The 23,869-nt window shown below is 56.2% G+C and carries 20 protein-coding genes and 2 pseudogenes; 9 read left to right on the plus strand and 13 right to left on the minus strand.

Annotated elements, in window-relative coordinates:
- Nucleotides 1-49 precede the first annotated feature (49 nt).
- From AD665_RS22365 to AD665_RS22395, 6 genes and pseudogenes are all read right to left on the minus strand, one after another.
- On the minus strand, nucleotides 50-1,459 hold the full coding sequence (locus tag AD665_RS22365) for an ATP-binding protein (protein WP_024778790.1): 1,410 nt from the start codon (nucleotides 1,457-1,459) through the stop codon (nucleotides 50-52).
- Nucleotides 1,456-2,118: a response regulator gene (locus AD665_RS22370; RefSeq protein ID WP_024778791.1), complete on the minus strand. Its 663-nt coding sequence runs from the start codon at nucleotides 2,116-2,118 to the stop codon at nucleotides 1,456-1,458. The genes AD665_RS22365 and AD665_RS22370 overlap by 4 nt, the downstream gene beginning before the upstream one ends.
- A gap of 11 nt (nucleotides 2,119-2,129) precedes the next feature.
- Nucleotides 2,130-2,457, minus strand: a pseudogene (locus AD665_RS22375) (hypothetical protein); the annotation flags it as partial.
- 457 nt (nucleotides 2,458-2,914) lie between these two features.
- The gene (locus AD665_RS22385) at nucleotides 2,915-3,370 is read right to left on the minus strand and encodes a hypothetical protein (RefSeq protein WP_024778793.1); all 456 of its coding nucleotides are present in this window, start codon (nucleotides 3,368-3,370) and stop codon (nucleotides 2,915-2,917) included.
- Between the two features lie 384 nt (nucleotides 3,371-3,754).
- Nucleotides 3,755-4,990 (minus strand): aromatic ring-hydroxylating oxygenase subunit alpha, encoded by a 1,236-nt coding sequence (locus AD665_RS22390; RefSeq protein WP_024778794.1) that lies wholly within the window; start codon nucleotides 4,988-4,990, stop codon nucleotides 3,755-3,757.
- A gap of 257 nt (nucleotides 4,991-5,247) precedes the next feature.
- Nucleotides 5,248-6,216 carry a LysR family transcriptional regulator gene (locus AD665_RS22395; protein WP_024778795.1) on the minus strand — a complete coding sequence of 323 codons (969 nt, stop codon included), beginning with the start codon at nucleotides 6,214-6,216 and terminating at the stop codon, nucleotides 5,248-5,250.
- Between the two features lie 331 nt (nucleotides 6,217-6,547).
- On the opposite strand from AD665_RS22395, the gene proV reads away from it, so the two are divergent.
- From proV to gbdR, 9 genes and pseudogenes are all read left to right on the plus strand, one after another.
- Nucleotides 6,548-7,708, plus strand: a complete 1,161-nt coding sequence (gene proV, locus AD665_RS22400) for a glycine betaine/L-proline ABC transporter ATP-binding protein ProV (RefSeq protein WP_024778796.1) — start codon at nucleotides 6,548-6,550, stop codon at nucleotides 7,706-7,708.
- A 96-nt stretch (nucleotides 7,709-7,804) separates the two neighbouring features.
- Nucleotides 7,805-8,758: a glycine betaine/L-proline ABC transporter permease ProW gene (gene proW / locus AD665_RS22405; protein WP_053193799.1), complete on the plus strand. Its 954-nt coding sequence runs from the start codon at nucleotides 7,805-7,807 to the stop codon at nucleotides 8,756-8,758.
- Between the two features lie 54 nt (nucleotides 8,759-8,812).
- Nucleotides 8,813-9,841 carry a glycine betaine/L-proline ABC transporter substrate-binding protein ProX gene (proX, locus tag AD665_RS22410; protein ID WP_024778798.1) on the plus strand — a complete coding sequence of 343 codons (1,029 nt, stop codon included), beginning with the start codon at nucleotides 8,813-8,815 and terminating at the stop codon, nucleotides 9,839-9,841.
- Between the two features lie 313 nt (nucleotides 9,842-10,154).
- Nucleotides 10,155-11,474: an NAD(P)/FAD-dependent oxidoreductase gene (locus AD665_RS22415; protein WP_024778799.1), complete on the plus strand. Its 1,320-nt coding sequence runs from the start codon at nucleotides 10,155-10,157 to the stop codon at nucleotides 11,472-11,474.
- Nucleotides 11,475-11,612: 138 nt separating this feature from the next.
- Nucleotides 11,613-12,515, plus strand: a complete 903-nt coding sequence (locus AD665_RS22420; RefSeq protein ID WP_024778800.1) for a dihydrodipicolinate synthase family protein — start codon at nucleotides 11,613-11,615, stop codon at nucleotides 12,513-12,515.
- A 1-nt stretch (nucleotide 12,516) separates the two neighbouring features.
- Nucleotides 12,517-14,007 (plus strand): aldehyde dehydrogenase, encoded by a 1,491-nt coding sequence (locus AD665_RS22425; protein WP_024778801.1) that lies wholly within the window; start codon nucleotides 12,517-12,519, stop codon nucleotides 14,005-14,007.
- Between the two features lie 144 nt (nucleotides 14,008-14,151).
- Entirely contained in the window at nucleotides 14,152-15,498 is a 1,347-nt protein-coding gene (dddP, locus tag AD665_RS22430) for a dimethylsulfonioproprionate lyase DddP (protein WP_053193802.1), read from the plus strand.
- A gap of 10 nt (nucleotides 15,499-15,508) precedes the next feature.
- Nucleotides 15,509-16,465 carry a GlxA family transcriptional regulator gene (locus AD665_RS22435; protein WP_122319433.1) on the plus strand — a complete coding sequence of 319 codons (957 nt, stop codon included), beginning with the start codon at nucleotides 15,509-15,511 and terminating at the stop codon, nucleotides 16,463-16,465.
- Between the two features lie 38 nt (nucleotides 16,466-16,503).
- Nucleotides 16,504-17,490: pseudogene (gene gbdR, locus AD665_RS22440) on the plus strand (choline metabolism transcriptional regulator GbdR); the annotation flags it as partial.
- A 78-nt stretch (nucleotides 17,491-17,568) separates the two neighbouring features.
- Here the strand turns inward: gbdR and AD665_RS22445 are convergent.
- The 7 genes from AD665_RS22445 to AD665_RS22475 form a co-directional block, all read right to left on the minus strand.
- Entirely contained in the window at nucleotides 17,569-18,564 is a 996-nt protein-coding gene (locus AD665_RS22445; protein WP_053193808.1) for an isopenicillin N synthase family dioxygenase, read from the minus strand.
- A gap of 279 nt (nucleotides 18,565-18,843) precedes the next feature.
- On the minus strand, nucleotides 18,844-19,086 hold the full coding sequence (locus tag AD665_RS22450) for a ribbon-helix-helix protein, CopG family (protein WP_024778806.1): 243 nt from the start codon (nucleotides 19,084-19,086) through the stop codon (nucleotides 18,844-18,846).
- Nucleotides 19,087-19,133: 47 nt separating this feature from the next.
- Nucleotides 19,134-19,754 (minus strand): transcriptional regulator, encoded by a 621-nt coding sequence (locus tag AD665_RS22455; RefSeq protein WP_024778807.1) that lies wholly within the window; start codon nucleotides 19,752-19,754, stop codon nucleotides 19,134-19,136.
- Nucleotides 19,755-19,794: 40 nt separating this feature from the next.
- Complete coding sequence (locus AD665_RS22460; protein WP_053193811.1) at nucleotides 19,795-20,793, minus strand: Ldh family oxidoreductase; 999 nt, start codon at nucleotides 20,791-20,793, stop codon at nucleotides 19,795-19,797.
- An 88-nt stretch (nucleotides 20,794-20,881) separates the two neighbouring features.
- Nucleotides 20,882-21,781, minus strand: coding sequence for a glycine betaine ABC transporter substrate-binding protein (locus tag AD665_RS22465; protein WP_053193814.1), 900 nt, complete (start codon nucleotides 21,779-21,781; stop codon nucleotides 20,882-20,884).
- A gap of 202 nt (nucleotides 21,782-21,983) precedes the next feature.
- Nucleotides 21,984-22,919 carry an electron transfer flavoprotein subunit alpha/FixB family protein gene (locus tag AD665_RS22470; RefSeq protein ID WP_053193819.1) on the minus strand — a complete coding sequence of 312 codons (936 nt, stop codon included), beginning with the start codon at nucleotides 22,917-22,919 and terminating at the stop codon, nucleotides 21,984-21,986.
- Nucleotides 22,919-23,668 (minus strand): electron transfer flavoprotein subunit beta/FixA family protein, encoded by a 750-nt coding sequence (locus AD665_RS22475; protein ID WP_053193821.1) that lies wholly within the window; start codon nucleotides 23,666-23,668, stop codon nucleotides 22,919-22,921. The genes AD665_RS22470 and AD665_RS22475 overlap by 1 nt, the downstream gene beginning before the upstream one ends.
- Between the last annotated feature and the right edge of the window lie 201 nt (nucleotides 23,669-23,869).

Raw genomic sequence — 23,869 nt, forward strand, 5'->3', positions numbered from 1 at the left:
GATTGAGGTCATATGCACGGCCAGCGAAATCACTGGGTTTCTCAGCCGTTCATCTTCGACCTGAAAGCAGCTTGGCAGAGGCCTGGAGCGCCTGAGCGTCGCGCATTTTCAAGGTGGCGCGCAACCCTCCTGCGGGGAGGTTCTCCAGACGGATCTGACCGCCCAGGCGATCAGCTATGGTGCGTACGATTGTCAGGCCCAACCCCGCGCCCTGATCATTGCCACGGCTATAGAATCGCTCGAAAAGCCGCTCACGTTCGGCCTCGTCGATACCCGGCCCCTGGTCTTCAACCGACAGTTCATAACAGTCATCTTTCCTGGCCAGCCGTACCGTAATGACGCCATTGGCCGGCGAAAACCTGGCAGCGTTGGTCACCAGATTGTTCAAGGCAATATCGATGGCCACCGGATCGATTCGAACCAGGCCGATGTCGTCGCTGACATCGAGCACCGGTTCGAGCCCCTTGCTCAATAACCAGGGCGTCATCGGCACCAGGCCTGCACGCACTGTGGCGGCCAGATCGATAGGGACTGGCACATCGGCAACCACCTGCGGTTCAAGCCGCGCCATGGTCAGCAACTGGTTAACCAGGCGCGTAGTACGATCAACCCCGGCGAGCAGATGTTCCAGGGACTCGCGACGACTTTGTTCATCCCCCGCCTCCATCAGGTTCTGTGCATGCACCCGAAGCACCGCCAGGGGCGTGCGCATCTCATGGGCCGCGTCGGCGATAAAGCGCCGCTCACGGCCCATGACGTCCTGGATCTGTGCCAACACACGGTTGAGCGCCGCCTGCATGGGCTCAAGTTCTGTAGGCAACGGCACCATCTGCAGGGGCTCGAGTGAACCCGGATGCCTGGCCCGCAATGTTGCCGCCATGTCCACCAGAGGCTTGAGCCCCCAACCGATGGCCAGCCAGATCACTGCGGCAAGAAGCACGCTGCCGATCAGATTGGGCAGCACGGTATGACGAACGATGCGATCCACCAGATCGGCGCGCACATCATCGCGCTCCCCCACCCAGATCTTCAGGCCGTACTGCGGGTCGTCCAGTACGAACGCCCGCCAAGTGTGGTCCTTCTGGTCCGTCACCTCACTGAAACCGGCAGCGCTCGGTGGCGAGGTGAAGGATGGCGCGCTGGAGGTGTGTACCAGCACGGAGCCTTGTGAATTCCAGACCTGGAAGGCGATCTTGCTTTCATAGGGGTGACCATCGACCTTGGGCGCCGCCAGCCCCAGGGCCGAGTTGAACGCCTGGTACAGCTCTGCATGCTCCTTGCTCGCCATGGGCATACGCATGACGCCCTGGAGCAAACGGGCATTCTGCGCCAACTGCGCGTCATACACCTCGGCGATTTCGTGGTTGCTGTCATGCAGGTTGAAGACCGTGATGATCAACAGGCCAAGGAAAAGGAGGCCCAGAATCAACGTCAGGGTACGGCGGCGGATCGAACTCATTGGTGCTCCTCCACCAGGTAGCCGACACCGCGAACGGTCCGGATCAGATCGGTGGAGAACTTCTTGCGCAGATGATGGATGTGGACTTCGAGCGTGTTGCTCTCGGCCTCCTCGCTCCAGCCGTACAGCAGCTGCATCAGATGATCACGCGTCATGACCCGCCCTGGCGGTGAGAGCAGTTCGTGGAGCAGTTGATATTCCTTGGGCGTCAGTGCCACCGGCTTGCCCTGGTAGCTGACCTGCTGTGTGCCGGGGTTCAAGCTGACGCCAGCGTGCTCGATCAGCGCCTGGGCACGGCCCGCGCTACGCCGCAGCAGGGCCCGCAATCGGGCCTTTAGTTCCGCCAGGTCGAAGGGCTTGACCAAGTAGTCGTCGGCCCCGGCATCCAGCCCGGCGATACGATCTTCGGTGGCATCGCGGGCAGTGAGAATCAGCACCGGCAGGTTGCTACCGCTCTCGCGCAAGCGGCGCAGCACTTGCAAGCCGTCCATTCGTGGCAGCCCCAGATCAAGTACCGCCAGGTCAAAGGTTTCACTGAGCAACGAATGCAGCGCACTGCTACCGTCTTGCAGCCAATCGACGGTATAGCCTTCGCGACTCAGGGCCTGACGGATGCCCTCACCCAGCGCCACGTCATCCTCGATTAGTAATAAACGCACACGCACTCCTGTCAGTCGAGTTTCCTGCCTACATCTGCCAGCACCGCTTCGATTCCCCTGCGACGCCCGGCATCGGCGCTTTGCCGCCTTGGTCGGGGCTCTGCCAAAGGCTTTTTACCGCGCAGCCCTGGCTTCACCATAGCGCTTTTGACGGTAGAGGTGATCGCCCCAGAAGTACAGACTATCAATGCCATTGGGGTTGAGTTGCAACGCCCACTCGAGCAACGGCTCGGCCTTGTCCGGATCCCAGGGGCCAGCCTGGCAGCCGATCATACAGTGCGCCGAGACTGGTTAGGCCGAGCCTTGCTGATCAGCGGCTTCCAGCCCAAGCGCCTCGTCCCAAGGCGCCAAGCAGAAAACCGACAAATACTCTTTCATGGCTTGAGGTGCTCATGGCGGGTGGCTTCTTGCAGGGTGTCGGAAAAACTCATGAAGGGGACTCCTCGGACAGAACGGATTCGGTGAAAGGTTCGGTAGGGCTCGACAATCACCTACCGGCACCGGGGCCCGTTGGCGATGAGCAGAGCCTGGCGATACTGGACTTGAGCGAAAAACGTGGCGAAATCCATCGGCAAGCCATCCCCCAGAATGAATGTCATGTCGCCGACGCTCGAATGCCCACGTAGGGTTTGCTGGAATCTGAGGAGAGTATCGAGGCCGTGTCTTAACGAAGTCTGAAGATGGCATACCCAGGACGGGCAGCTTGTGTCGCTATTCACAGGGAGCGAATCGGTCAATTGCGCAGGTTCGGTCGTGGATCGCATCCATGAGTCGCCAAACCTGGTCCCCCCCATATTCAACGCGCCAGCTTGACGGGTTCGATATCGGGAAACCACAAGGCATCTATGCAGCGCTGCGAATCCTCCTCAGTCACAGGTTTGAGGTTGAGCGGATCAAAACTCAGACCCTCGACCAATGCCAGGGGAACGACGCCGTTTTTTTCCAGAAGCGCATGAGCCAGGCACTGACATAGAGCTCGCGGTGACGCGCTTTCTGGGTATTCTATTTCGGCTAGTTCAAATTCAATCTCCAGCCGCGTGGTGCAGGTACTTATCAACGTCTGCACGGCACGCGAGGCGAAGTGAAGCGTGACGAAACAAACCGTCACCAACACCGCCAAAGTGGCTAACAGCAGAACAGCCTCCCTCCTCCATTGCCTTGCGCCTGATCGAAAATGAAGGAGCAATTGCACCCTTCCCCGCCAGAAGCCACGCAAGGCAGAGATCACATTGACGAATCTTTTGACTGCCATGACCCGGGACCTGACTCAACGTATTGTTCAGAGCATGACGGCCGACGAACGCCTTCGTTTGACTTGAATCAAACTGTGTTGAGTCCTTATTGTGCTGATCAGCTACGCAGCGTCCCATGACACTATGGTGATGGGCGCGTGCGCCAGTTCGAGGCAACCACCGCCAAATTAGCACTCAAGCAACGTCTCGAAGCGTGGATAGTCGATTTTGCCTTGGGCATCGAACGGCGTGATCGCGGCCAGGTTGAGGCCGGAAAATGCGAATTCGGACATTGAATCGAGCCCCTCCTTGATCTTCTTGAGCGGCCGAAATAATAGCCCTTCCCGGGCTGTTTACATGCTGCAGTGGCCAGCGCAGGACCGCCGGCCATCGTTGCAAGAAAATCAATCCACCGGTTTGAGTGGTATCTGGACCCGCAGACGCGTCAGCATGGTTTCGCAATACCAATCATCGAACTGGCATACACCATTTTCTGCGATGTCCGAAAAAGGACCGGGCTCGTAAGTCGGAGAGGTAACTCCCGCTTGGGTGCCCTCGACCAGTCGTCGGTCTTGATCGTTGGTGGCGAGCCAGACTTTTGTCAGCCGGTCGATATCGTAGTCAACACCTTCAACGGCCGTACTGGGGACAAGCCATTTGGTCGTCACGAGCGTTTCGCCAGGCCCGATTGGAAGTACGCGGAAGCTCAATGCGTGGTCACCGAGAAAGTGGTTCCAGGTAGACGGGTAGTTAAAGTAGAGCAAGGCTCCGATGTCCGGCTCGCCGCTTTTATCCAGGCGTCCCGCAACAGCAGGCTTGCCATCCATTGTGTAACTCACGGCGCCTGCGGAAAGCGGTATGCGCGTCATACGAAAACGACCATTCGGATCCATGACGAGCTTGCTTGGCATACCCGCGGTTTCGCAGCGATGCCAATGCGCGGTCAATTCGGGATCATCTTCGCCCCCTACCCCTGCCACCGAAAGGTTCTCGACAAAGGAGTTCATCAATTCGGGATGCGTACCGTCACAATGGAAGCACTCGCGATTGTTTTCAAAGACGAGTTTCCAGTTACCCTTTTCCACGAGATTGGACTCGAAAGCAACTTTGCAGTTATCCAGGAAATGGGGGGCAATGAAAGGACTTACAGAGTTCCTGAAACTATCGAACTCCGGCGCCTTATCAGCGACGCATACATAAATGTAAGTGTGGACAATTTCACAATGTACCGGCTTCAGATCATATTGAGTCCTGTCGAAATCGGCCCCCATGTTACCGGCAAATAAAAGACTGCCATCCAGCTCGAAAGTCCACTTGTGATAAGGACACACCAGCTTCGCGACTTTGCCTTGGGCGTGCTCGCAAACTTTAGAACCACGATGACGACAGGCGTTGTGAAAAGCACGGACCTGGCCGCTCTTATCCCTGATGATCAAGATCGGATAGTCGCCGATCTGCAACGTCAAGTACTGTCCGGGTTTTTCAATTTCAAAGGTATGACCGGCAAAAATCCAGTCTTTGTGCCAGATCTGCTCAAGATCCTGACGAAACACCTCAGGTTCGATATACAGTTCACGAGGTAGCGCGTGACGTGCTTTGCGCTTTTGAATCAGGTCAATCACGGATGTTGGCTTATTCATTATTATCCTCTACACATCAACCTGACGGTTAACGGCAAGTACGTCCAGAAAACGGCGTCATGAACAACGAAGCCTGCGCGCAGAATCGTCAACTTAGACGCCGATACGCATGTCCCAGCCATGTTTAACAAGAGGGTACGACGGCTCACTCAGTCGGCAAAACTACATTTTCGTCGCTCAACTGATAACTTGCCGTTATGAGCCATCAAATCCGGACAATTCCATGCTTACAGCTGCTCTGTAATCAGAGGGAAAACCTACACGCTCCATCTTGAAAACTTCGAAAGGATCCAGTCCCGTACTCGCCGACAGGCATCCTCATATTCAGACCTTTCATTGCAAGCCACGTAATGAAGACTGTTTCGAAGCGTCACTTGGTGCTCGACGGGACGAACGAGCTGGCCCCTTTCGACCATTGCCCCGACAAGCTGATTCCAGCCCAATGCGACACCTTGGTGGGTCAGGACCATATTCATGATCAGGTTGTAGTCGTTGGCATGAAAAATAGGTGGACAATCGGCAGGACGCTCATCGATATCAACGTTCAGAAAGGCCAGCCACACCCCCCAGTCCACATGCTCAGCCACGCCCGAGCGTCCATATGGACTCAGATTAAGCAGCGAAGAATCGCGTACCCCTTCAAGTGAGGTCAGTTCGGGATGAGCTTCCAAAAATGCTGGAGAGCAAACAGGATAAATAATATCGTGGCACAGCTGGTAGCTTTTATACCCGTCCCCCACCTTGCGAATTTTTGAAATGATGATGTCCGGCTCTACGCCAGGTTCCATATTCACGAAATTCTGAGTGGTGATCAGATTGAACTCAATATCCGGGTTGGTCGCACGAAACTCCGGAAAATGCTCGGTTAGCCATAACGCAGAAAAAGCAGGCGAGCAACAAACGGTCAGAATATGCTTCTGCGTCGGAGCGGTTCTAATTCTTTCAGCTGCCTGCGCGATATTAACGAACGACAGTTGCGCCGCCTCAAAAAAAATCTTTCCCTCGGCGGTTAGTTCTACTGTGCGTCCGGAACGCATGAACAGTTGAGCGCCCAAGGAGTCCTCAAGCTCTCGAATCTGCCGGCTGATTGCGGCTTGTGATACGCACAAGGCCTCTGCTGCCCGAGTAAAGCTTTCATATTTAGCGGCGGCGACAAACGCTCTGACAGCCCGAAGGGAAGGCATCCTAAGCAGTAATGTATCGGGGTCAACGTGTCTGCTGAGCATGGTAAGCCCTCATCCTCCTATCATCCGCGAAAGCGGCGGAGCGTAACTCAATAGCCTAGCCCAGGCCATAAGAAGCGTCGTGATTGCGCCAAGGCAGTCGCTTCAGCCAGCAACGATAACGTTAGGTTATCCAAAAAGCCCTGTAAATGTTGTTGGATTTAAGACCCGGATCCCCATAGATTTAAAAAAAGCCCGACCACAAGGGCAAACAATAAAAACCAGGTACAGGTCATGCGCATATTCATCCTTTATTACTGCCCGCCTAAATTACCAACGCTCGAGCTCAATTTGGTTTCGTGCGCTGTAGCGTTACACGCAAAGGAGGGACGCAATGACTAATCCAGACGAAATAATTTCCGTTAAAAATGTTTTTAAAATATTTGGCGCACAACCTGATGCGGCGATGAAAATGCTTAGCGCCGGAGCAAGCAAAAAGGATGTCTTTGAGAAAACGGGCCAAGTAATTGGTGTTTTCGACGCCAGCTTTGCCGTCAAGCGCGGTGAAATCTTTGTGATCATGGGACTTTCAGGCTCTGGGAAGTCCACGATGGTGCGATTGTTCAACCGCCTTATCGAGCCGACGTCCGGCAGTATTTATCTGAACGGTCGAGAAATTACAGGCCTGGATGACAAAGCTCTACTCGATGTCCGCCGCAAAGAGATGGGCATGGTGTTCCAGTCTTTTGCTTTGATGCCCCATATGAGCGTTTTGGAAAATACCGCCTTTGGGCTGGAAATTTCCGGCATCAATGAAAAGGAACGACATGGTCGCGCCAGGGAAGCCCTCGCCCAGGTCGGTCTTGCAGGACAGGAACACAGTTATCCGCATCAACTTTCCGGCGGCATGCAGCAACGCGTAGGCCTGGCCCGTGCGCTTGCCAACGACCCGACCATCCTGCTGATGGATGAAGCCTTTTCCGCCCTGGATCCGCTTATCCGTAGCGAGATGCAGGGGGAGCTCATTCGCCTGCAAGCCGAGCAAAAGCGGACCATCATCTTCATTTCCCACGACATCGAGGAAGCCGTTCGCATCGGCCACCGCATAGCGATCATGGAGGGGGGACAGGTCGTACAGATTGGCACACCTCAAGAGTTGATCAGTCAACCGGCCAATGACTATGTACGCACGTTCTTCAAAGGATTCGACAGCTCCCGGATTCTCAAGGCAGGCGACGTTGCCAGACTTGATCCGGAATGGGTTCGCAAGGCAAATGGCCAAGCACCACAGTTCAAGGCCGGCCTACCGTTCGGTTATTTGATCGACGAACTTGGGCAATTACTCGGGGTCGTCGATATCGATACGAGCGGCGCGGGTGGCAGCACGCATTACACCCTCCATAAACACCAGCCCGTATTTACCGATACCCCCCTGCACGAGGTGCTGGAGATTGCAGCCCACCTGCCCTATCCGGTCCCAGTACTGGACCGTTCGGGCGCGCTCACCGGGACGCTGTCAAAGAGCGAGTTACTGCAAACGCTCAGCCGCCATTAATACAGCCGCGCCCCGCTACGCTGGCGCGTCCCTGATGACCTGAAGTATCCGCGGCCCTTATAGCGCCGCTGCGGTGATATGAAGAGGTAAGCCCTGATGTCCGAGTTCAGTTTTCTCGATCCGTTTCAAGTCGCCACTATCCCACTGGGTGATTGGGTTGAAAGTATCCTCAATTTTCTGGTGCATAACTTTCGCGATGTGTTCCGCGCCATCCGTTGGCCAATTGACCAAGTACTAAACGGCGTCGAATACATTCTGCAAAGCATTCCACCCAGCATCGGGATCCTCCTGTCTTCTTTGCTGGGATGGCAACTGGCCGGGAAACGCATGGCGTCACTGTGCTTTGTGACACTCACGCTGCTGGGCCTTATCGGTGTCTGGTCCGAGTCGATGACAACCCTGGCGCTCGTACTGACATCGGTATTCTTTTGCGCCCTGCTAGGTGTACCTCTGGGTATTCTCTGCGCCCGCAGTGACAATCTGGAAAAGGTCCTGCGGCCCGTACTCGATGCCATGCAGACACTGCCGGCGTTCGTTTATCTCGTGCCCGTCGTCATGCTGTTCGGCATCGGCAACGTGCCGGGCATCCTGGTGACCATTGTGTTCGCCCTTCCCCCCCTGGTGCGCCTGACGAACCTGGGCATCCGCCAGGTACCTGAGGACAAAATAGAAGCCGCCCGCGCTTTTGGCTGCACTCCACGGCAGATGCTGACCCGCGTTCAGTTGCCACTGGCGACATCGACCATTATGGCCGGACTCAATCAGACCCTGATGCTGTCCCTGTCGATGGTGGTCATCGCCTCGATGATCTCGGTGGGCGGTCTTGGCCAGATGGTCCTGCGGGGCATCGGCCGCCTGGATATGGGCTTGGCCACGGTCGGCGGCACAGGCCTGGTGCTGCTTGCCATCTTCCTTGACCGCTTGACTCAAGCCATGGGCGCCCGCACCGGAGCCGACCCAAGCCTGCGCTGGTATCACACCGGTCCCGCAGGCCTTCTGCTACGCCTGTGCGGCGCGAGACAGCCTGCGGGGCGGAGCAAGACCGCCTGACCCTTCTATTCGATCTGCCGCAGTGAAGTTAAACCCCAAAAAAGGTACACGACGATGTCTGAATTCAAGCTTTCACGCAGCATGCTCAATTGCGCTACAGCCCTCGCCATTGCGGCCATGTCGCTTTGTGCCAACGCTTCGGCGAACCAACCGGGAGACGGTGTAAAGATCACCCCTATCTTCCCTTCTATTGCTGAAGAGCGATTTCGCGGTGAAGTGGCCGTCGAGGGCCTTCGAGAGCTGGGTTACAAGGTACAAGAGCCCAAGGAGACAGAGTACAGCGTCATGATGATGGCCTTGGCTAACGGCGATGCAGACTTTACGGTGCACTTGTGGGACAAGCTGCACGACAAGTTCTATCAGCAGGCCGGGGGCGACAAGGTCATGGTCAAGGCGGGCGACATCATGCCCGGCGTACTCCAGGGTTATTTGATCGACAAAAAAACCGCTGACGCGTATGGCATCAAATACATCACTGACCTGAAAAAGCCTGAAATCGCCAAATTGTTCGACACCAACGGCGACGGGAAAGCAGACATGACAGGATGCAACCCTGGATGGGGCTGCGAGCTGGTCATCGCCCATCACATGAAGGCCTATGACCTGGAGAAATCGATTAACGTGAACCAGGGTTCCTATTTTGCACTGATGGCCGACACCATCACTCGCTATAAAGAAGGGCAGCCGATTCTCTACTTCACCTGGGTCCCCCAGTGGATCGCCACTGTTTTGGTAGAAGACAAGGATGTGGTCTGGCTGGAAGTACCGAAAACCGACCTGCCGGATGGCAAGAATGATGTCGACACGATGTACAAGGGCAAGAACCTTGGCTTTGCAGTAGACAAAGTCGAAGCCGTGTTGAACAAAGACTTCGCCCAAAAAAATCCGGCGGCCTTAAAGTTCCTCTCAGTGATGCAAATCACCACCGCAGACGAAAGTGCCCAGAACTTGAAAATGCAAGAGGGCGAGAAAAAGCCTGCCGATATCCGTCGTCACGCCAAAGAGTGGGTAGCCGCACACCGGCAGCAGTTTGACGATTGGTTGCAAACCGCTCGAGCTGCAGCGACACAAGCTAACAATTGATATGAATACAGCGGTGGGGCAAGTCGATGACGGGCTCCACCCTGTAGATTTGAGCCAAGTTTTGGATGTAGGCCGGCATAGATTCGATAACCCAGGCAACTGCAAAAACACTTCAATGCCGTCTGACCACATAGTCGTTTGAAACTGTAAAAGCTGAACAGTTACGTCTATTGAACACTCGCTCGCATGAACTGCCAACTTTCGCTGGCGGCATACGGTGGTTCAACTGTTGATGGGACGATGACCGCATTTCTTGGCGCCCGATAGTTTTGCATGACTGGCGTCGGATCGGTTGAATGAACAGGATCTTGAAATGTTGAAAGTATCTTCGTTACCTGCCGATGACCAATCTTGCGGGTGGTATCACTTGAGCAGGGGGCGCCAGATCAAGCCCGCCCATCAAGGCCATAGCAATGCACGCTGGGTCATCGTCGGAGCCGGCTTCACGGGGCTTGCCGCGGCCCGTCAGCTCGCGGCTCATTTTCCTGACGACACCATCCTGTTGATCGAAGCTCAGGAAGTGGGCTTTGGTACCTCCGGCCGTAATGCCGGATTCGCTATCGACTTGCCGCATGACATCGCCGCAGAGGATTACATAGGTGATATCGCCACGGCAAAAACAACACTTAAACTTAATCTGAGTGGCCTGAATTATCTAAAAGAGTTGGTTGAACAGCACAGCATAGATTGCCAAATGAAGCATTGCGGCAAATATCAGGCCGCCGTTGAACCAAGAGGCATCGCCGTTCTGGATGCCTACCGCCGCGGACTCGATAAACTCGATCAGCCCTACCAGATGATCGAGGCTGGTGAACTACCCGAGCATATCGGCACGCATTTCTACCGCAAAGCGTTATTTACCCCAGGGACTTCTTTGCTTCAGCCTTCGGCGCTTGTCAAAGGCTTGGCCGACAGTCTTCCCAGTAATGTGACGCTGTATGAAAACACTGCAATCACTCATGTGGAATATGGCACAAAGACGGTACTCAAGCATGCCGCAGGTTCAATCACCGCGGACAAACTGATCCTGACCAATAATGCCTTTGGTATGAGTTTCGGCTTTCTCAAAGGGCGAATGCTGCCGGTGTTCACTTATGCCAGCCTGACCCGCCCCATGACCGAACAAGAGCAAACTCGCCTCGGCGGCCGACCTTATTGGGGAGTCATCCCTGCGGATCCATTCGGAACTACGGTACGTCGTACACCGGACAACCGTCTTCTGATCCGTAACAGTTTCAGCTTTAACCCGGACGGCCGCAGTGACTCAAAATACCTGAAACGCTTCGTCGCCAGGCATCAGGCCTCTTTCGAGCAACGGTTTCCTATGTTGCCTGAGATGAAGTTCGAATATACCTGGGGAGGCGCATTGGCGCTTTCACGTAACCATATGGGCCATTTCGGCGAGCTGGCGCCCAATGTCTACGGGGCACTGTGCTGCAACGGGTTAGGTGTTACCCGCGGGACAGCGACCGGCAAACTCTTGGCGGATTGGCTGGCTGGGGAACACTCTGAGCTCATTGATTTCGTCTTGAAATCACCGGGTCCATGCCCCAACCCACCGGCTCCACTGGTTTCAGCAGGGGTCAATATAAGTTTGCGATGGGGACAATACCGAGCCGGTAAAGAAAGTTGACCCGCCCCACACTTTAAGAAGTTTCAGTCCGCCTGTTCGTTCTTCTGCAGACGGCTTCCCTTGGTTGAAAAACTGGCTGCGCTGACCTATCGAGCGGCGCCGCTTGCTAGACAGTGACACTAACTGGAGCAAATTTTGATGAAATTTGAAGGCATCTACACACCGGCCATTACACCCCTGACCTCTGACGGCAGTATCGATAAGAAAGCCTTTGCCGAAGTCCTCGAGTACCTGGTCGACTCCAAAGTGCACGGCGTCATTATTGGCGGCTCAACCGGCGAATATTATGCCCACACTCCTCAGGAGCGTTTCGACCTGGCCGCCCAGGCCAAGGACGTGTTGCGCGGTCGGCTACCGTTGATCGTGGGTACCGGCGCCATTCGCACTGAAGATTCGGTCGCCTACGCCGAAGCGGCGAAGGCCATCAAGGCCGATGCATTGTTGGTTGGCTCGCCCCCCTATGCGCTGCCAACGCAAAAAGAGATCGCATTGCATGTCAAGGCGGTGGACCGCGCCGCCTCGCTGCCCATCATGCTTTACAACTATCCAGGCCGCATGAGCGTAAGCATGGGCGAGGAATTCTTTGATGAGGTCAGCGATGTGACAAACATCGTCGCCATCAAGGAAAGCTCCGGCGACATGGCCCAGTTGCACCGTTTGGCCTGTAAATACCCGCGCATCGCCCTGTCCTGCGGATGGGACGATCAAGCCCTTGAGTTTTTCGCATGGGGCGCCCGCAGCTGGGTGTGTGCCGGTTCCAACTTCATCCCTCGCGAGCACGTCGCCCTGTACGAGGCCTGCGTCGTCGAGAAAAATTTCGACAAAGGCCGTCGCATCATGGCGGCGATGATGCCGCTGATGGACGCTCTGGAAGGCGGAAAATTTGTCCAGTCCATCAAGTACGGGTGTGAACTGAATGGCTTGAGCACCGGTGGCCTGCGCGCCCCCCTGCAGGGCCTGGATGTTGATGAAAAGCAGACGCTGCAAGGCGTCGTCACCGAGCTCAAGCGCAACATCGCGCAGATCACTGGAGGTGCCTGAAATGGCTGATCTACTGACCAAGGAACAGTACGCGGCCATCGCCGCCAAGTTGGAGTTTCCTACCCAGGCATTCATCAACGGCGAGTTCCGGGATGCCCTCTCTGGAAAAACGTTCATCACGACGAACCCGGCCACGGGTGAAAAGCTTGCAGAGGTTGCGGCATGCGATGCCCGTGACGTCGACGTTGCCGTGGCTGCCGCCAAGCAGGCGTTCGAGGATGGGCGCTGGCATAAGCTGTCACCGGGCGCACGCAAGCAAGTGCTGCTGCGCTTCGCTCAATTGCTGGAAGACAATGCACACGAGCTCGCCGTGCTGGAAAGCCTGGACAGTGGCAAGCCAGTCAGCGAGTGCCAAAACGTCGACGTGCCCGATAGCATCCATACCCTGCGTTGGCATGCGGAATTGATCGACAAGGTGTACGACAGTACCGCGCCGACCGGCCACGGTGCAGTAACCCTGGTGGTGCGCGAGGCGATCGGTGTCGTCGGCCTGGTCCTGCCTTGGAACTTCCCTTTGCTGATGCTGGCCTGGAAGATCGGCCCTTCCTTGGCCGCTGGCTGTTCCATCGTGGTCAAACCGGCCAAGGAAACCACCCTGACCGCATTGCGTGTTGCCGAGTTGGCGCATCAGGCCGGTATTCCGGCAGGCGTATTCAATATTACCCCTGGCGGCGGCCGGGAGGCTGGCGAAGCGATCGGTCGGCACATGGATGTGGCGATGGTCAGCTTCACCGGTTCTACCGACACCGGCCGGTTATTTCTCAAGTACGCCTCCGAGTCGAACCTCAAGCGCGTGGTGTTGGAACTGGGGGGTAAGAACCCCGCCGTGGTGATGAATGATTGCGAAGACCTCGATCAGGTTGCCCAGTATGTGACCGCAGGCGCTTTCTGGAACATGGGCGAAAACTGCTCGGCCTCCTCACGGCTGATTGTCCATGAAGACGTCAAGGATGAACTGCTGAAACTGATCGGCAAGCATTTGCGTGATTGGAAAATGGGCGACCCCCTGGATCCTGAAAATCGCCTCGGTGCCATGATCAGCAAAACGCATTTCGATAAAGTGCGCTCGTATCTGGAATTGGCCGCCGAGCAGCAACTCAACGTGACGCAAGGTGGCGGGACTGAGTCCGGCGTCTTCGTCCAGCCGACGATCATCGACGGAGTCGAACGTGAAAGTCGCCTGTTTATCGAAGAGATCTTCGGGCCGGTACTGAGTGTCACCAGCTTCAGTACTCTCGACGAAGCCATAGAACTTGCCAACGACACCGTCTACGGCCTGGCGGCATCCGCCTATACCGGCAGCCTGCGTAATGCCTTGCGCCTGTCGCGGGAGATTCGTGCGGGCGTGGTCACAGTCAACTGTTTCGGGGAAGGCGACGCCTCTACACCGTTCGGTGGCTACAAGGAATCAGGCTTTGGTGGTCGCGACAAATCCGTCTGGGCGCATGACCAATACACCGAGCTGAAAACCATCTGGATTGACGCTTCGTAACCTGATCAGGCACGTGCTGTATTGACGACGCTCAGTAGCCCGGTCACCGCCTCACGCAAGCGGTGACCGGGCTATGGACTCCCTTCGGCTTGTTGGTCGCCTGGTCAGACAGAACCTTTCACAGATTGAACTCTGGACGCCATCATGACTCATTCACCTTTTTCGATTCCAGCCAACGCCCGACGCATCGACCCAGCCAGACAACGTGCAACTGCATTAAAAAAAGATGGCTCCGCCGAGGACAACGACCGCGTCGAAATAGGCCCCACGCCGCTGGCTTTTGCGGAGTGGGAACGTTTGGGCCTGGAACCGCCCCATCTGCCCACCCTGCGTACATACCGATTGCAACGACTGGTTGATCAGTTGGTAGCCCGTGAGCTGGGCGGCATTCTGTTATTCGATCCACTGAATATCCGCTACGCAACCGATACCACCAACATGCAGTTATGGACGACCCATAATCCCGCACGGGCATGCTTCGTCGCCGCCAGTGGACATGTTGTCCTGTGGGACTTTCATGGCTGCGATCACCTGTCCGCCCACTTGCCGCTGGTGACAGAGTTGCGCAGTGGCGCGTCTTTTTTCTTTTTCGAGACCGGTGAGCACACCGACCGACACGCCAGACATTTCGCCGCGCAAATCGACGAGTTGCTGCGCCAACACGCCGGTGTCAATCGTCGGCTTGCGGTGGATCGAATCGAAGTCGCCGGCCTGCGCGCCTTGGATGCATTGGCGATCGAAATTTGCAGCGGCCAGGAAGTGACTGAATTCTCCCGCATGATCAAGGGCCCTGATGAGGTCAAGGCGATGCGCTGTGCGGTGGCCGCGTGCGAAGCTTCGGTAGCCGAAATGCACCAGGCCATGCGTGCCGGCGTGACTGAAAACGATGTCTGGGCCGCCCTGCATGCCGGTAATATCCGCCGCGGTGGCGAATGGATCGAGACCCGAATTCTCAGCTCCGGCCCTCGCACCAATCCCTGGTTCCAGGAGTCTGGCCCACGGGTGTTGAGCGACGGCGACCTATTGTCATTCGACACGGATCTGATCGGCACCTACGGCATGTGCGTGGACATGTCCCGCAGTTGGATCTGCGGCGGGCTGGAGCCTACGGCCGAACAGAAACGCCTGTATCGAATTGCCCATGACCATATCACCCACAACATCGAGCTGATCAAGCCAGGCGTGCACTTCACGGAGCTGACCAAACAGTCGCATCGGCTGCCCGAACTCTGCCGCGCCCAGCGATACGGCGTGCTGTTCCATGGCGTCGGCCTGTGCGACGAGTACCCCAGTATCCGCTATCCGGAGGACTTGGAATCTTACGGATACGAGGGCGAGCTGCAGCCAGGCATGGCCCTTTGCGTCGAAGCGTACGTGGGTGAAGTGGGTGGCCGCGATGGCATCAAGTTGGAGAACCAGTTGTTGGTCACCGAAACCGGCTATGAACTGCTGACGCACTACCCTTTCGACGACAGTTTTCTGCAAGCATGAAACTTGATCGATGAATCAGTTAACCGTGTGTCATCAAACATCAAGCATCGGCTTTCTCTTGCTTGAGAACTTCTCCCTGACGTGCTTTACGCAATGCCTGGACGTGCTCGTGACGGCCAATCTGATTCGGCCAGGCTCGGTAAAAGTTCATACATTCAGTTGCAACGACTCCGAAGTCACGAGCGACCTGGCCATCCCTATCAGGCCGGATACCCCGCTTACCGACATTAGAATCGCCGCCCTGGATCTGATGATTGTCTGCGGTGGGTTGCGCACGCCAAGAGTCGTGCCTGACGGACTGGTGAAACTCTTGAACAAGCTCGCCAGCATGCCCATCGCGCTCGGTGGGTTGTGGAATGGCGCCTGGTATCTGGGTAAAGCCGGGTTGTTGGATGGCTACCGCTGTGCCATTCACGCAGAACAACGGATCGCTTTATCCGAATGTTCACCCAACACAAATGTAACTCTGGACGCCATGGCAATTGATCGAGACCGGTTCACGGCGGCCAGCCCCGCGGGGGCATTTCAAATGATGATCAAGTGGCTTTACGCAACGCTTGATCAGGATGTCGTGAATGCGGTTTTTGAGCTGCTGGATCATGACCAGTCCAGGTTTCGTACATCAGTGCCGGTTCAAGATGGCAGGGTCAGCGCCGCGCTACGAGAAATCATCACATTGATGGAATGTAACCTGGAAGAGCCGTTGAGCCAGGATCAACTCGCCGAGTGTGTTCGGCTATCAAGACGCCAAGTGCAACGCCTCTTCCAGGAACAATTGGGAATTCCTCCACAACGTTACTACCTGGCATTGCGCCTTAAAGGCGCCCAGCGCCTGATACAGAACTCAAGCCTTACGATCATCGATGTTTCAATCGCCTGCGGCTTTGCCTCGACCCCCCATTTCAGCAAATGCTACAGCTCTTTTTTTGGTTATCCACCGTCGAGGGAAAGTCGCCACGAACTGTGAGAGCTGCACGGGTACGTAACATCCAAAAGGAGCGCAACATAGTGTCCACTTCGCAGTCCCCTGTCCCACAATCCGTCGGATTCCTGCTGTTGGATGGCTTCACTTTCATTTCCCTGGCATCAGCGATAGAACCCTTGCGCATGGCCAATCAGCTCTCCGGTAGAGAGTTGTACCGATGGTTCACCCTGGGCCAGGACGCAAAGCCCGTGCGTGCCAGCGCCGGCTTGCAAATAACACCCGACACCAGCATGCAAGAACCCCCTGCGTTATCCACCGTGATTGTGTGCGGCGGAATGCATATCCAGGACAGCGTCAGCCATGAACATGTGCTTTGGCTGCAGAGCCAAGCCCGCCTGGGTCGCAAGTTGGGGGCCATCTGCACAGGGAGCTGGGCGCTGGGCAAAGCCGGACTGTTGGAAGGACACCGATGCAGTGTTCATTGGCAATGCCTGGAGCTGATGCGCGAAGCGTTTCCAGTGGCAGATATCACGCCACACCTCTTCTCCATCGATAGAAACCACTTGACCTCATCGGGCGGCACCGCACCGATGGACATGATGTTGCACATCATCAGAAGCGAGCACGGCCGTGAATTGGCCGCGGCAATTTCCGACATGTTCATGTATGAACGTATGCGAGATGATCAGGATCAGCAGCGCATACCGCTCAGGCATACACTGGGCGCCAACCAGCCCAAACTGCAAGCGGCCATCCTGTTGATGGAGGCCCATCTGGACGCGCCCCTCGAACTCAAGGTGCTGGCATACAAGGTCGGGATTTCACGGCGCCAACTGGAGCGGTTGTTTCAAAAGTACTTGGACATTTCTCCGTTGCGCTATTACCTCAAGCTGCGCTTAGTCCGGGCACAGCAGTTGTTGAAGCACTCCCCATTATCCATCCTGAAAATAGGTACGCTGTGCGGCTTTGGTTCAGCAGACCAATTCACCAGAAGCTATCGAGGGTATTTCGGCGTCACGCCACGTCATGAACGCACTTCGTCGAATACCCATGGGACAACCCCTGTACATTCCCAGGCAGCCACCGCCTCCACGTAGACGGTGACCGGGTTTTAATGGGGCTCAGATAAACGGAACGTAGATCAACTAGTGGCTGGCGCCTTCGATAGGCTGCAGATGGGCATAGCTGGCGACAAAGCGGCTGTATTTATGTTGACCGCAGGTGTAAGGCGCGTACTTGGCCGGGTTATCGGCACTGATGCACGTGGCGACGGTCTCAACCGGCGCGTCGAAGTCCAAGTCAATGAAGAAGGGAATGGAATACCGTTCGACGCCGCTGGTATTGATCACGCGGTGCATGGTCGACGTGTAGCGATCATTCGTCAGGGTTTGCACCAGATCACCGATATTGACAATGAATGTGTCCTCCACCGGTGGGGCGCTTACCCATTCTCCAGCGCGATTGCGTACTTGCAAGCCGCCGACCTTGTCCTGGAAAAGAATCGTCAGAAAACCATAGTCCGTGTGCGCTCCGATCCCGATTTCCTTTTGTGAAATTTCGCCACTCTGCGAGGGGTAGTGCAACAATCGCTGAATGGTAATCGGCTTGCGTTGCAGTTTTTCAAAGTAGTCCGCGGGCAGATCCAGGCTCAGGGCAATGGCGCTGATGAGCTTACGAGCCAGGTCAAGCATCGCACGATGATAGGCCTCGCAGACGTCGGAAAATTGCGCGGGCTCTGACGGCATCAGGTTCGCCCCGAAGAACGGAGACACTTCATCATCATGGGCGCCGTAGTCGAAGCACTCCTTGAAATCGCGGGTGTTTTCCGGATCGACGTTTTCCGCGTACATGGGAATGTAGCCGCGAAGCGTAGGACCTGAATGAACCACGTTCAGCTCATTCTTTTTATCAAAAGGCAGGGCAAAGAAATTTTTTGTCTGAGCGTACATCGCGTCTATCAAGGTGCGAGAAACGCCGTGATTCCTGATATAGAAAAAACCGACTTTCTCGCAAGTTTCGCCGATCTGGCGCGAAACTTTCAGTGGATCGCTCCCGTCCAGTAATGGCGCGATATCAATAAAAGGGATTTCTTCAAACGTAGTCTGTTTGCTTGCAAGCCGGGCATCGGTCAGCTGAATCATCGGTATTCCTCAACAAAAGCGCCGCGTTTTAGTTATTCTGAAAAAGTTCCAGCGTACGAAATCAAGAGCGTTGTTCTTGATCCTTATGCTGAAATCATTGTTCAGGACTGAGCGGACACCAACAAACCATTTTTCATTCAATACTCATGAGAAAAAATCAATCATGAAAACTGAATCAAGCCTATAACTCCTGATGTTATATGCATGTCATTTCAGGGTTTGTTTAAGTCAGGTTTCGTTGATCGTTAGACTTGGCAGATTCAGGACACGTTATCAGGTTCATTCATCCGTATTGCAATCTTTGCGAAGCCGTCGTGCAAGGCTGTGGCGCCTCGTATCTTTCTCCAAAAACTCAACCGCTATGAACGCTTCGATACCTGCTCCAGCTTCAACTTTCTCGATAAAACTCAGAATCGCCTTCCTCATGAACCAGTGGGAGGTGCGATCCAGCTTGGCTGATGCGGACTTCAGCCTGGCCCGCGTTTCCTCGTCCAACTTGATGCCCTGTGTGGTCACTGCCATATTTTCTTTCCTCAATCATTAACCGAGTTCGTTCTTATAACGAGCCACTAATGCATCAAGCTCCACAGGGCCAGAAGCGGAACGTTTGTCGATTTCATGGCATGGACACAGGATGGAAAGTTGAACACGACGCCCCCAGCCCCGGGCGTCCACCACCCCACATCCTCGCGATACCAGTCGCCCGGCGACAGAACGAGATAGAACTCGGCAGGCGGGTGCTGGTGATAGGGATAGCAGGTCTGCGGCATCATGAGCGCCAATCCCAAAGTCAAGGTGGAACACTCCAGCAATCCTCCCGGCCCGGCGATTATGCCGTGGCGATGTCGCTCCACGAAAGCGCTGTCCTGGTCGGCCTGGGCCTGGCGGTTTATCCAAGGGACATGGGGCAAGAGCGTGCCTAACGCGTCCCGTATCGATACCAGGTCATCATCGCTCCTGGGCGCGGCATGAAGGGCCTCGGCTAAATGAGGCGCCAAAAAACCTGGCAACGCGCTTGAAGTTTTCGCCGGTTTGCGAATCGTCCATTGGGCCGCATTCAGAGATGCGGCATGCGCCTGCGCCTCATCGCAAAGGCTGCCCGACAGGACGTATTGCAGCGAACGCTTCAGCCGTTCGCCGCTGCAAATAATGTCCCGCTCCCACGCCATATTTTCAGTGCTGTTCATCATCGTTTTCGCCCCCTTTTCCCAAGCGTTGTATCGAACGAGCTTACAAACGGCTCAACTGTTCCAGCAGATCAACAGAAATACGGATCCCATCATTCTGGGCGTTGACCGTTGCCTGTTGCCGCTCCCATCCCGGTCTGTGAACGCCCATTTGCGTCAAGCGAACCATTTGGTTGGCAAGCCGCTGCTCGAATCCCTCTGAAAAATACGTCGGAGCCAAAAGCAATATCAACAGACCACAGCCAGGCGACTGGCCCCCCTGGTTGAACGCCGGCGCATCCAGCGACCAGTTGGCGCCCGTGAGCCCCGCTGCCAGTACTTCGACCATAAGCATCAGGTTGGCCCCGCGCTGACCACCAAAAGGCAGCAACGCACCACTCAGCGCTGCCAGGGCGTCACGTGTTCCGTTGCCATACTGGTCAACCGCCCATCCCTCGGGAATACCGCTGCCTGTCGAGGCGGCATGGGCGATGTTCACGAATGCCGTGGCACTGCATGCCTGGTCGAACAATAGCGGGACGCCATCGGCCGAGGGCGCGGCAAATGAGATCGGATTGGTCGAGTAGGTCTTGCCCCTGGCACCAGGAACGGCAACCAGGGCCGGCCCGTTTGCGACCGCCAAGGCGATCAGTCCGGCCTGGGCAAACCGCAGCGTGTAGTCGCCGAGTTCACCGCTGGTGAAACTATTGCACTGGCTCAACGTGGCCATGCCATTGACATGCGCGGCATGACACAACGAATCGAAACACCGATCGACGCCGAGCTGGGCAATTCCGCCCTGGGCATCAGATTTGAAGATGATCGCGCCGGCGCGGCAGATGCGTGGCTCGACACGTGGATGAATACGTCCGGAGGAAAAGCCCGGTAAATAGTCGGCGAGGTGTCGAAACCCCACGGCCTGGTTACCACGCGCTTGCGCCGCAACGGTGGCGTGGGCCAATGAATTGGCCACCGCTGGGGAGCAGCCCTTCGATTCGCAGAGATGCTTCACCCAGTCGACCGCTTCATCAAGGCTAAAGCGACGATAGGCTGTGGTATTCAAGGGTATCGCCTGAATGTTCGTTCGATGAATCCGGTGCCCTTTGCAAAGGGCACCGGACTGCAACACAACTATTGGCTGGCAGCAGCCATTATGGGGCTGGTGTTGCGGAGGCGGTCTGGCTGCCGAACATCGCGTCGAAGCGGGGCTTGTTGGCGGCGTAGTACTCTGCAACTACCTTGTCTGCCGAACTGTCACGGGCGGTCGCCATCAGCTTCTCGAGGTCGCTCTTGGGAATCTTGAAGTTGGCGAAGAACCGGGCGACATCGGGATGTTCGGCGCTGAAGCCTTTGCGGGCAATCGCGTGAATTTGCTCGGCACCACCAAAGATCTGCTTCGGATCGTCCAGGTAGCGCAGTGGCCACTTGGCGAACATCCAATGTGGACTCCAGGCATTGATCAACGCCCATTTGTCACGCTTGAGGTTGCGATCCAGCTCGCTCAGCATGCCCGACTCCGAAGAGGCAACCATCTTGTAGCCATCGAGTTTGTATTCCTTGATGGCCTTTTCCGTCAGTTTGTACTGACCGTTGCCCACTTCCGATGTCAGGATCTTGCCGCCGAGTTTTTCCCGCACCTCTGGTTTGTTGAGGTCCGCGACACTGGCAATCTCGCTGGTGGGAATGGACGTGGGTACGGCCATGCCGATCCGGCCTTCATACAGCACGCCGAGGTCTTCGAGTTTGTCCTGGTATTTGTCGTAGAACGACTTGTGGGTGCTCGGCAGCCAGACCATCGGGATCAGGTCGATGTTGCCGTTAGCCAGAGCCTGGAACTGAATGCCAATATCGGCAAGTATCAATTTGACCGGTTGTTTCAAGTGGTCGCGCAATGCTGTATCTGCCAACTTTACAGCGATTTCCGTATCCGACCAATTCACCCATCCAATGCGAATGGGCGTAGGTTCCTCGGCGTGAGCCATCAGGCTGCTGGCGGCCATCGCCAGGCCCGCAAACCAGCCGATACAAGTTTTGCTGGACAACGTCATCATGGTGCATCTCCGCGTACTGTATTAATAGTTATTGGCAGGGCAGAAGAAGAATTAACGCTCCCTCATCAGAGCAGAGTGTTATTACGCTCCTCAAGGGATTTAATGTTATGCATGAATAAGTTTTAGTTATGCGAGAAGTCTTCCTGTCTCTCGGTCGCTCGGCCCTCCTCCGCCCTCAGGCGAAACTTATCAATGTAAGCACTCACAGTGCTTTCTCCAGTGCCGGTAACGCCTCGAACACATCCGCCACCAACATGTAGTCCGCCACTTGAGCAATCGGCGCTTCAGGGTCCTGGTTGATCGCAACGATGACCTTTGAACCACTCATGCCGGCCAGATGCTGAATGGCGCCACTGATACCTGCCGCAATGTAAAGCTCTGGCGCGACGATCTTGCCCGTCTGCCCGACCTGCAAATCGTTGGGGGCAAAACCCGAATCCACTGCGGCACGCGATGCGCCGACGGCACCGCCAAGCTTGTCCGCCACTCGCTCGATCAAGGCGAAATTTTCTTTGCTCTGCATCCCGCGGCCACCGGACACGACGACGCGGGCGCTCGACAGATCAGGCCTTTCACTGGCCGTCAGTTGCTCGCTCACGAAGCGCACGTTGCTCGCGCTTTGTCCGCCCTCTACCGCCACCACTTCGCAGCGATGCTGCTGGGACGAAGCCTGGGCGAACGCCGAGGCGCGGACCGTGAGCAACTTGATCGGATCGAGCGACTGCACGGTGGCGATGGCGTTACCGGCGTAAATGGGCCGCTGGAAAGTGTCCGCCGAGACAATGTGGGTGACGTCGGACAGCATGCCGACATCCAGGCTGGCCGCGACCCGGGGCAGCACGTTGCGGCCCATACTGCTGGCGTCGGCAACGACGTGCGTATAACCGCCAGCCACCAGTGACGTGATCAGCGGCTGGATATTTTCAGCCAAGGCATTTTCGAACATCACCCCCTGCGCCAGGAGCACCCGATCCAGACCCTGGATCAGCGCCGCCTGTTGCGCCACTGCCGATGCGTCAGCCCCACCCATCACCAGCAAATCCATTTTGGCGCCCAGGGCCGTGGCGGCGGTCACGGCACTCCACATACCTGCCGTCAGTTGACCGGCGCTGTGCTCGGCGATCACCAATGTACGCATCAAATCACCCCCGCAACGTTCTTCAATTTATCCACCAGTTCGGCCACCGAACCGACGTTGATTCCCGCTTTGCGCACGGCAGGCGGGACAACTCCTAATAATCGAGCGTGTTCCTTCACGCTTGCGCCCAAGGTGTCAGCGGCAATGATTTCAAGCGGTTTTTTCTTGGCTTTCATGATGTTGGGCAACGAGGCGTAGCGCGGTTGGTTCAGCCGCAAGTCGCAAGTCACCACCGCAGGCATGGCGAGGGCGAGCACCTGGCTGCCACTGTCGACCTCTCGCTCGACGACCCATTGACCATCCACCTGATTGATGGCTGAGGCGTAGGTGGCCTGACCGCTGCCGATCAACTGCGCGACCATTTGCCCGACCTGGTTGTTCTCCTGGTCGATCGCCTGCTTGCCGAACAGGATCAATTGCGGCTTTTCCTGATCGATCACTTTGCTCAGGTACTTGGCGACGCTGAGCGGCTCAAGTACTGCATTCGTCTCGACCAACAGCGCCCGGTCCGCGCCGAGTGCCAATGCCGTGCGCAGTTGTTCCTGAGCGGCCGACGTACCCACGGAGACAACCACCACTTCGGATGCCACCCCCTTCTCCTTGAGGCGTATCGCCTCCTCCACCGCGATTTCGCAGAACGGATTCAAGGCCATCTTCACGCCACCGAGCTCGACGTCTGAACCGTCGGCTTTCACCCGGACTTTCACATTCGGGTCGATGGCGCGCTTTACCGCAACGAGCACTTTCATAGTTCTTCGCACTGCCCCCTGGCACTTTGGATCGATGCGGGATGGCCGGACGCACGCGCCGTACCACCCCTGTTTCGACTGGATGGTAATCCCGGTTTTTCCACCACGCAAGAAAAATGTACACCTATGTCTTAATCATTGACACACATGAACATTCAACATACCGTTATGTCAAAACCAAGCCTGATGTTCTGTTCTCGG

The organism is Pseudomonas corrugata, from assembly GCF_001269905.1.
In the GTDB taxonomy this organism is placed as follows: domain Bacteria; phylum Pseudomonadota; class Gammaproteobacteria; order Pseudomonadales; family Pseudomonadaceae; genus Aquipseudomonas; species Aquipseudomonas corrugata.

Coding starts and splice junctions, on each gene's coding strand:
- AD665_RS22365 (WP_024778790.1), bottom strand. CDS start 1,459: ATGAGTTCGATCCGCCGCCGTACCCTGACGTTGATTCTGGGCCTCCTT.
- AD665_RS22385 (WP_024778793.1), bottom strand. CDS start 3,370: ATGGCAGTCAAAAGATTCGTCAATGTGATCTCTGCCTTGCGTGGCTTC.
- AD665_RS22390 (WP_024778794.1), bottom strand. CDS start 4,990: ATGAATAAGCCAACATCCGTGATTGACCTGATTCAAAAGCGCAAAGCA.
- AD665_RS22395 (WP_024778795.1), bottom strand. CDS start 6,216: ATGCTCAGCAGACACGTTGACCCCGATACATTACTGCTTAGGATGCCT.
- proV (WP_024778796.1), top strand. CDS start 6,548: ATGACTAATCCAGACGAAATAATTTCCGTTAAAAATGTTTTTAAAATA.
- proW (WP_053193799.1), top strand. CDS start 7,805: ATGTCCGAGTTCAGTTTTCTCGATCCGTTTCAAGTCGCCACTATCCCA.
- proX (WP_024778798.1), top strand. CDS start 8,813: ATGTCTGAATTCAAGCTTTCACGCAGCATGCTCAATTGCGCTACAGCC.
- AD665_RS22415 (WP_024778799.1), top strand. CDS start 10,155: ATGTTGAAAGTATCTTCGTTACCTGCCGATGACCAATCTTGCGGGTGG.
- AD665_RS22420 (WP_024778800.1), top strand. CDS start 11,613: ATGAAATTTGAAGGCATCTACACACCGGCCATTACACCCCTGACCTCT.
- AD665_RS22425 (WP_024778801.1), top strand. CDS start 12,517: ATGGCTGATCTACTGACCAAGGAACAGTACGCGGCCATCGCCGCCAAG.
- dddP (WP_053193802.1), top strand. CDS start 14,152: ATGACTCATTCACCTTTTTCGATTCCAGCCAACGCCCGACGCATCGAC.
- AD665_RS22435 (WP_122319433.1), top strand. CDS start 15,509: ATGAATCAGTTAACCGTGTGTCATCAAACATCAAGCATCGGCTTTCTC.
- AD665_RS22445 (WP_053193808.1), bottom strand. CDS start 18,564: ATGATTCAGCTGACCGATGCCCGGCTTGCAAGCAAACAGACTACGTTT.
- AD665_RS22450 (WP_024778806.1), bottom strand. CDS start 19,086: ATGGCAGTGACCACACAGGGCATCAAGTTGGACGAGGAAACGCGGGCC.
- AD665_RS22455 (WP_024778807.1), bottom strand. CDS start 19,754: ATGATGAACAGCACTGAAAATATGGCGTGGGAGCGGGACATTATTTGC.
- AD665_RS22465 (WP_053193814.1), bottom strand. CDS start 21,781: ATGATGACGTTGTCCAGCAAAACTTGTATCGGCTGGTTTGCGGGCCTG.
- AD665_RS22470 (WP_053193819.1), bottom strand. CDS start 22,919: ATGCGTACATTGGTGATCGCCGAGCACAGCGCCGGTCAACTGACGGCA.
- AD665_RS22475 (WP_053193821.1), bottom strand. CDS start 23,668: ATGAAAGTGCTCGTTGCGGTAAAGCGCGCCATCGACCCGAATGTGAAA.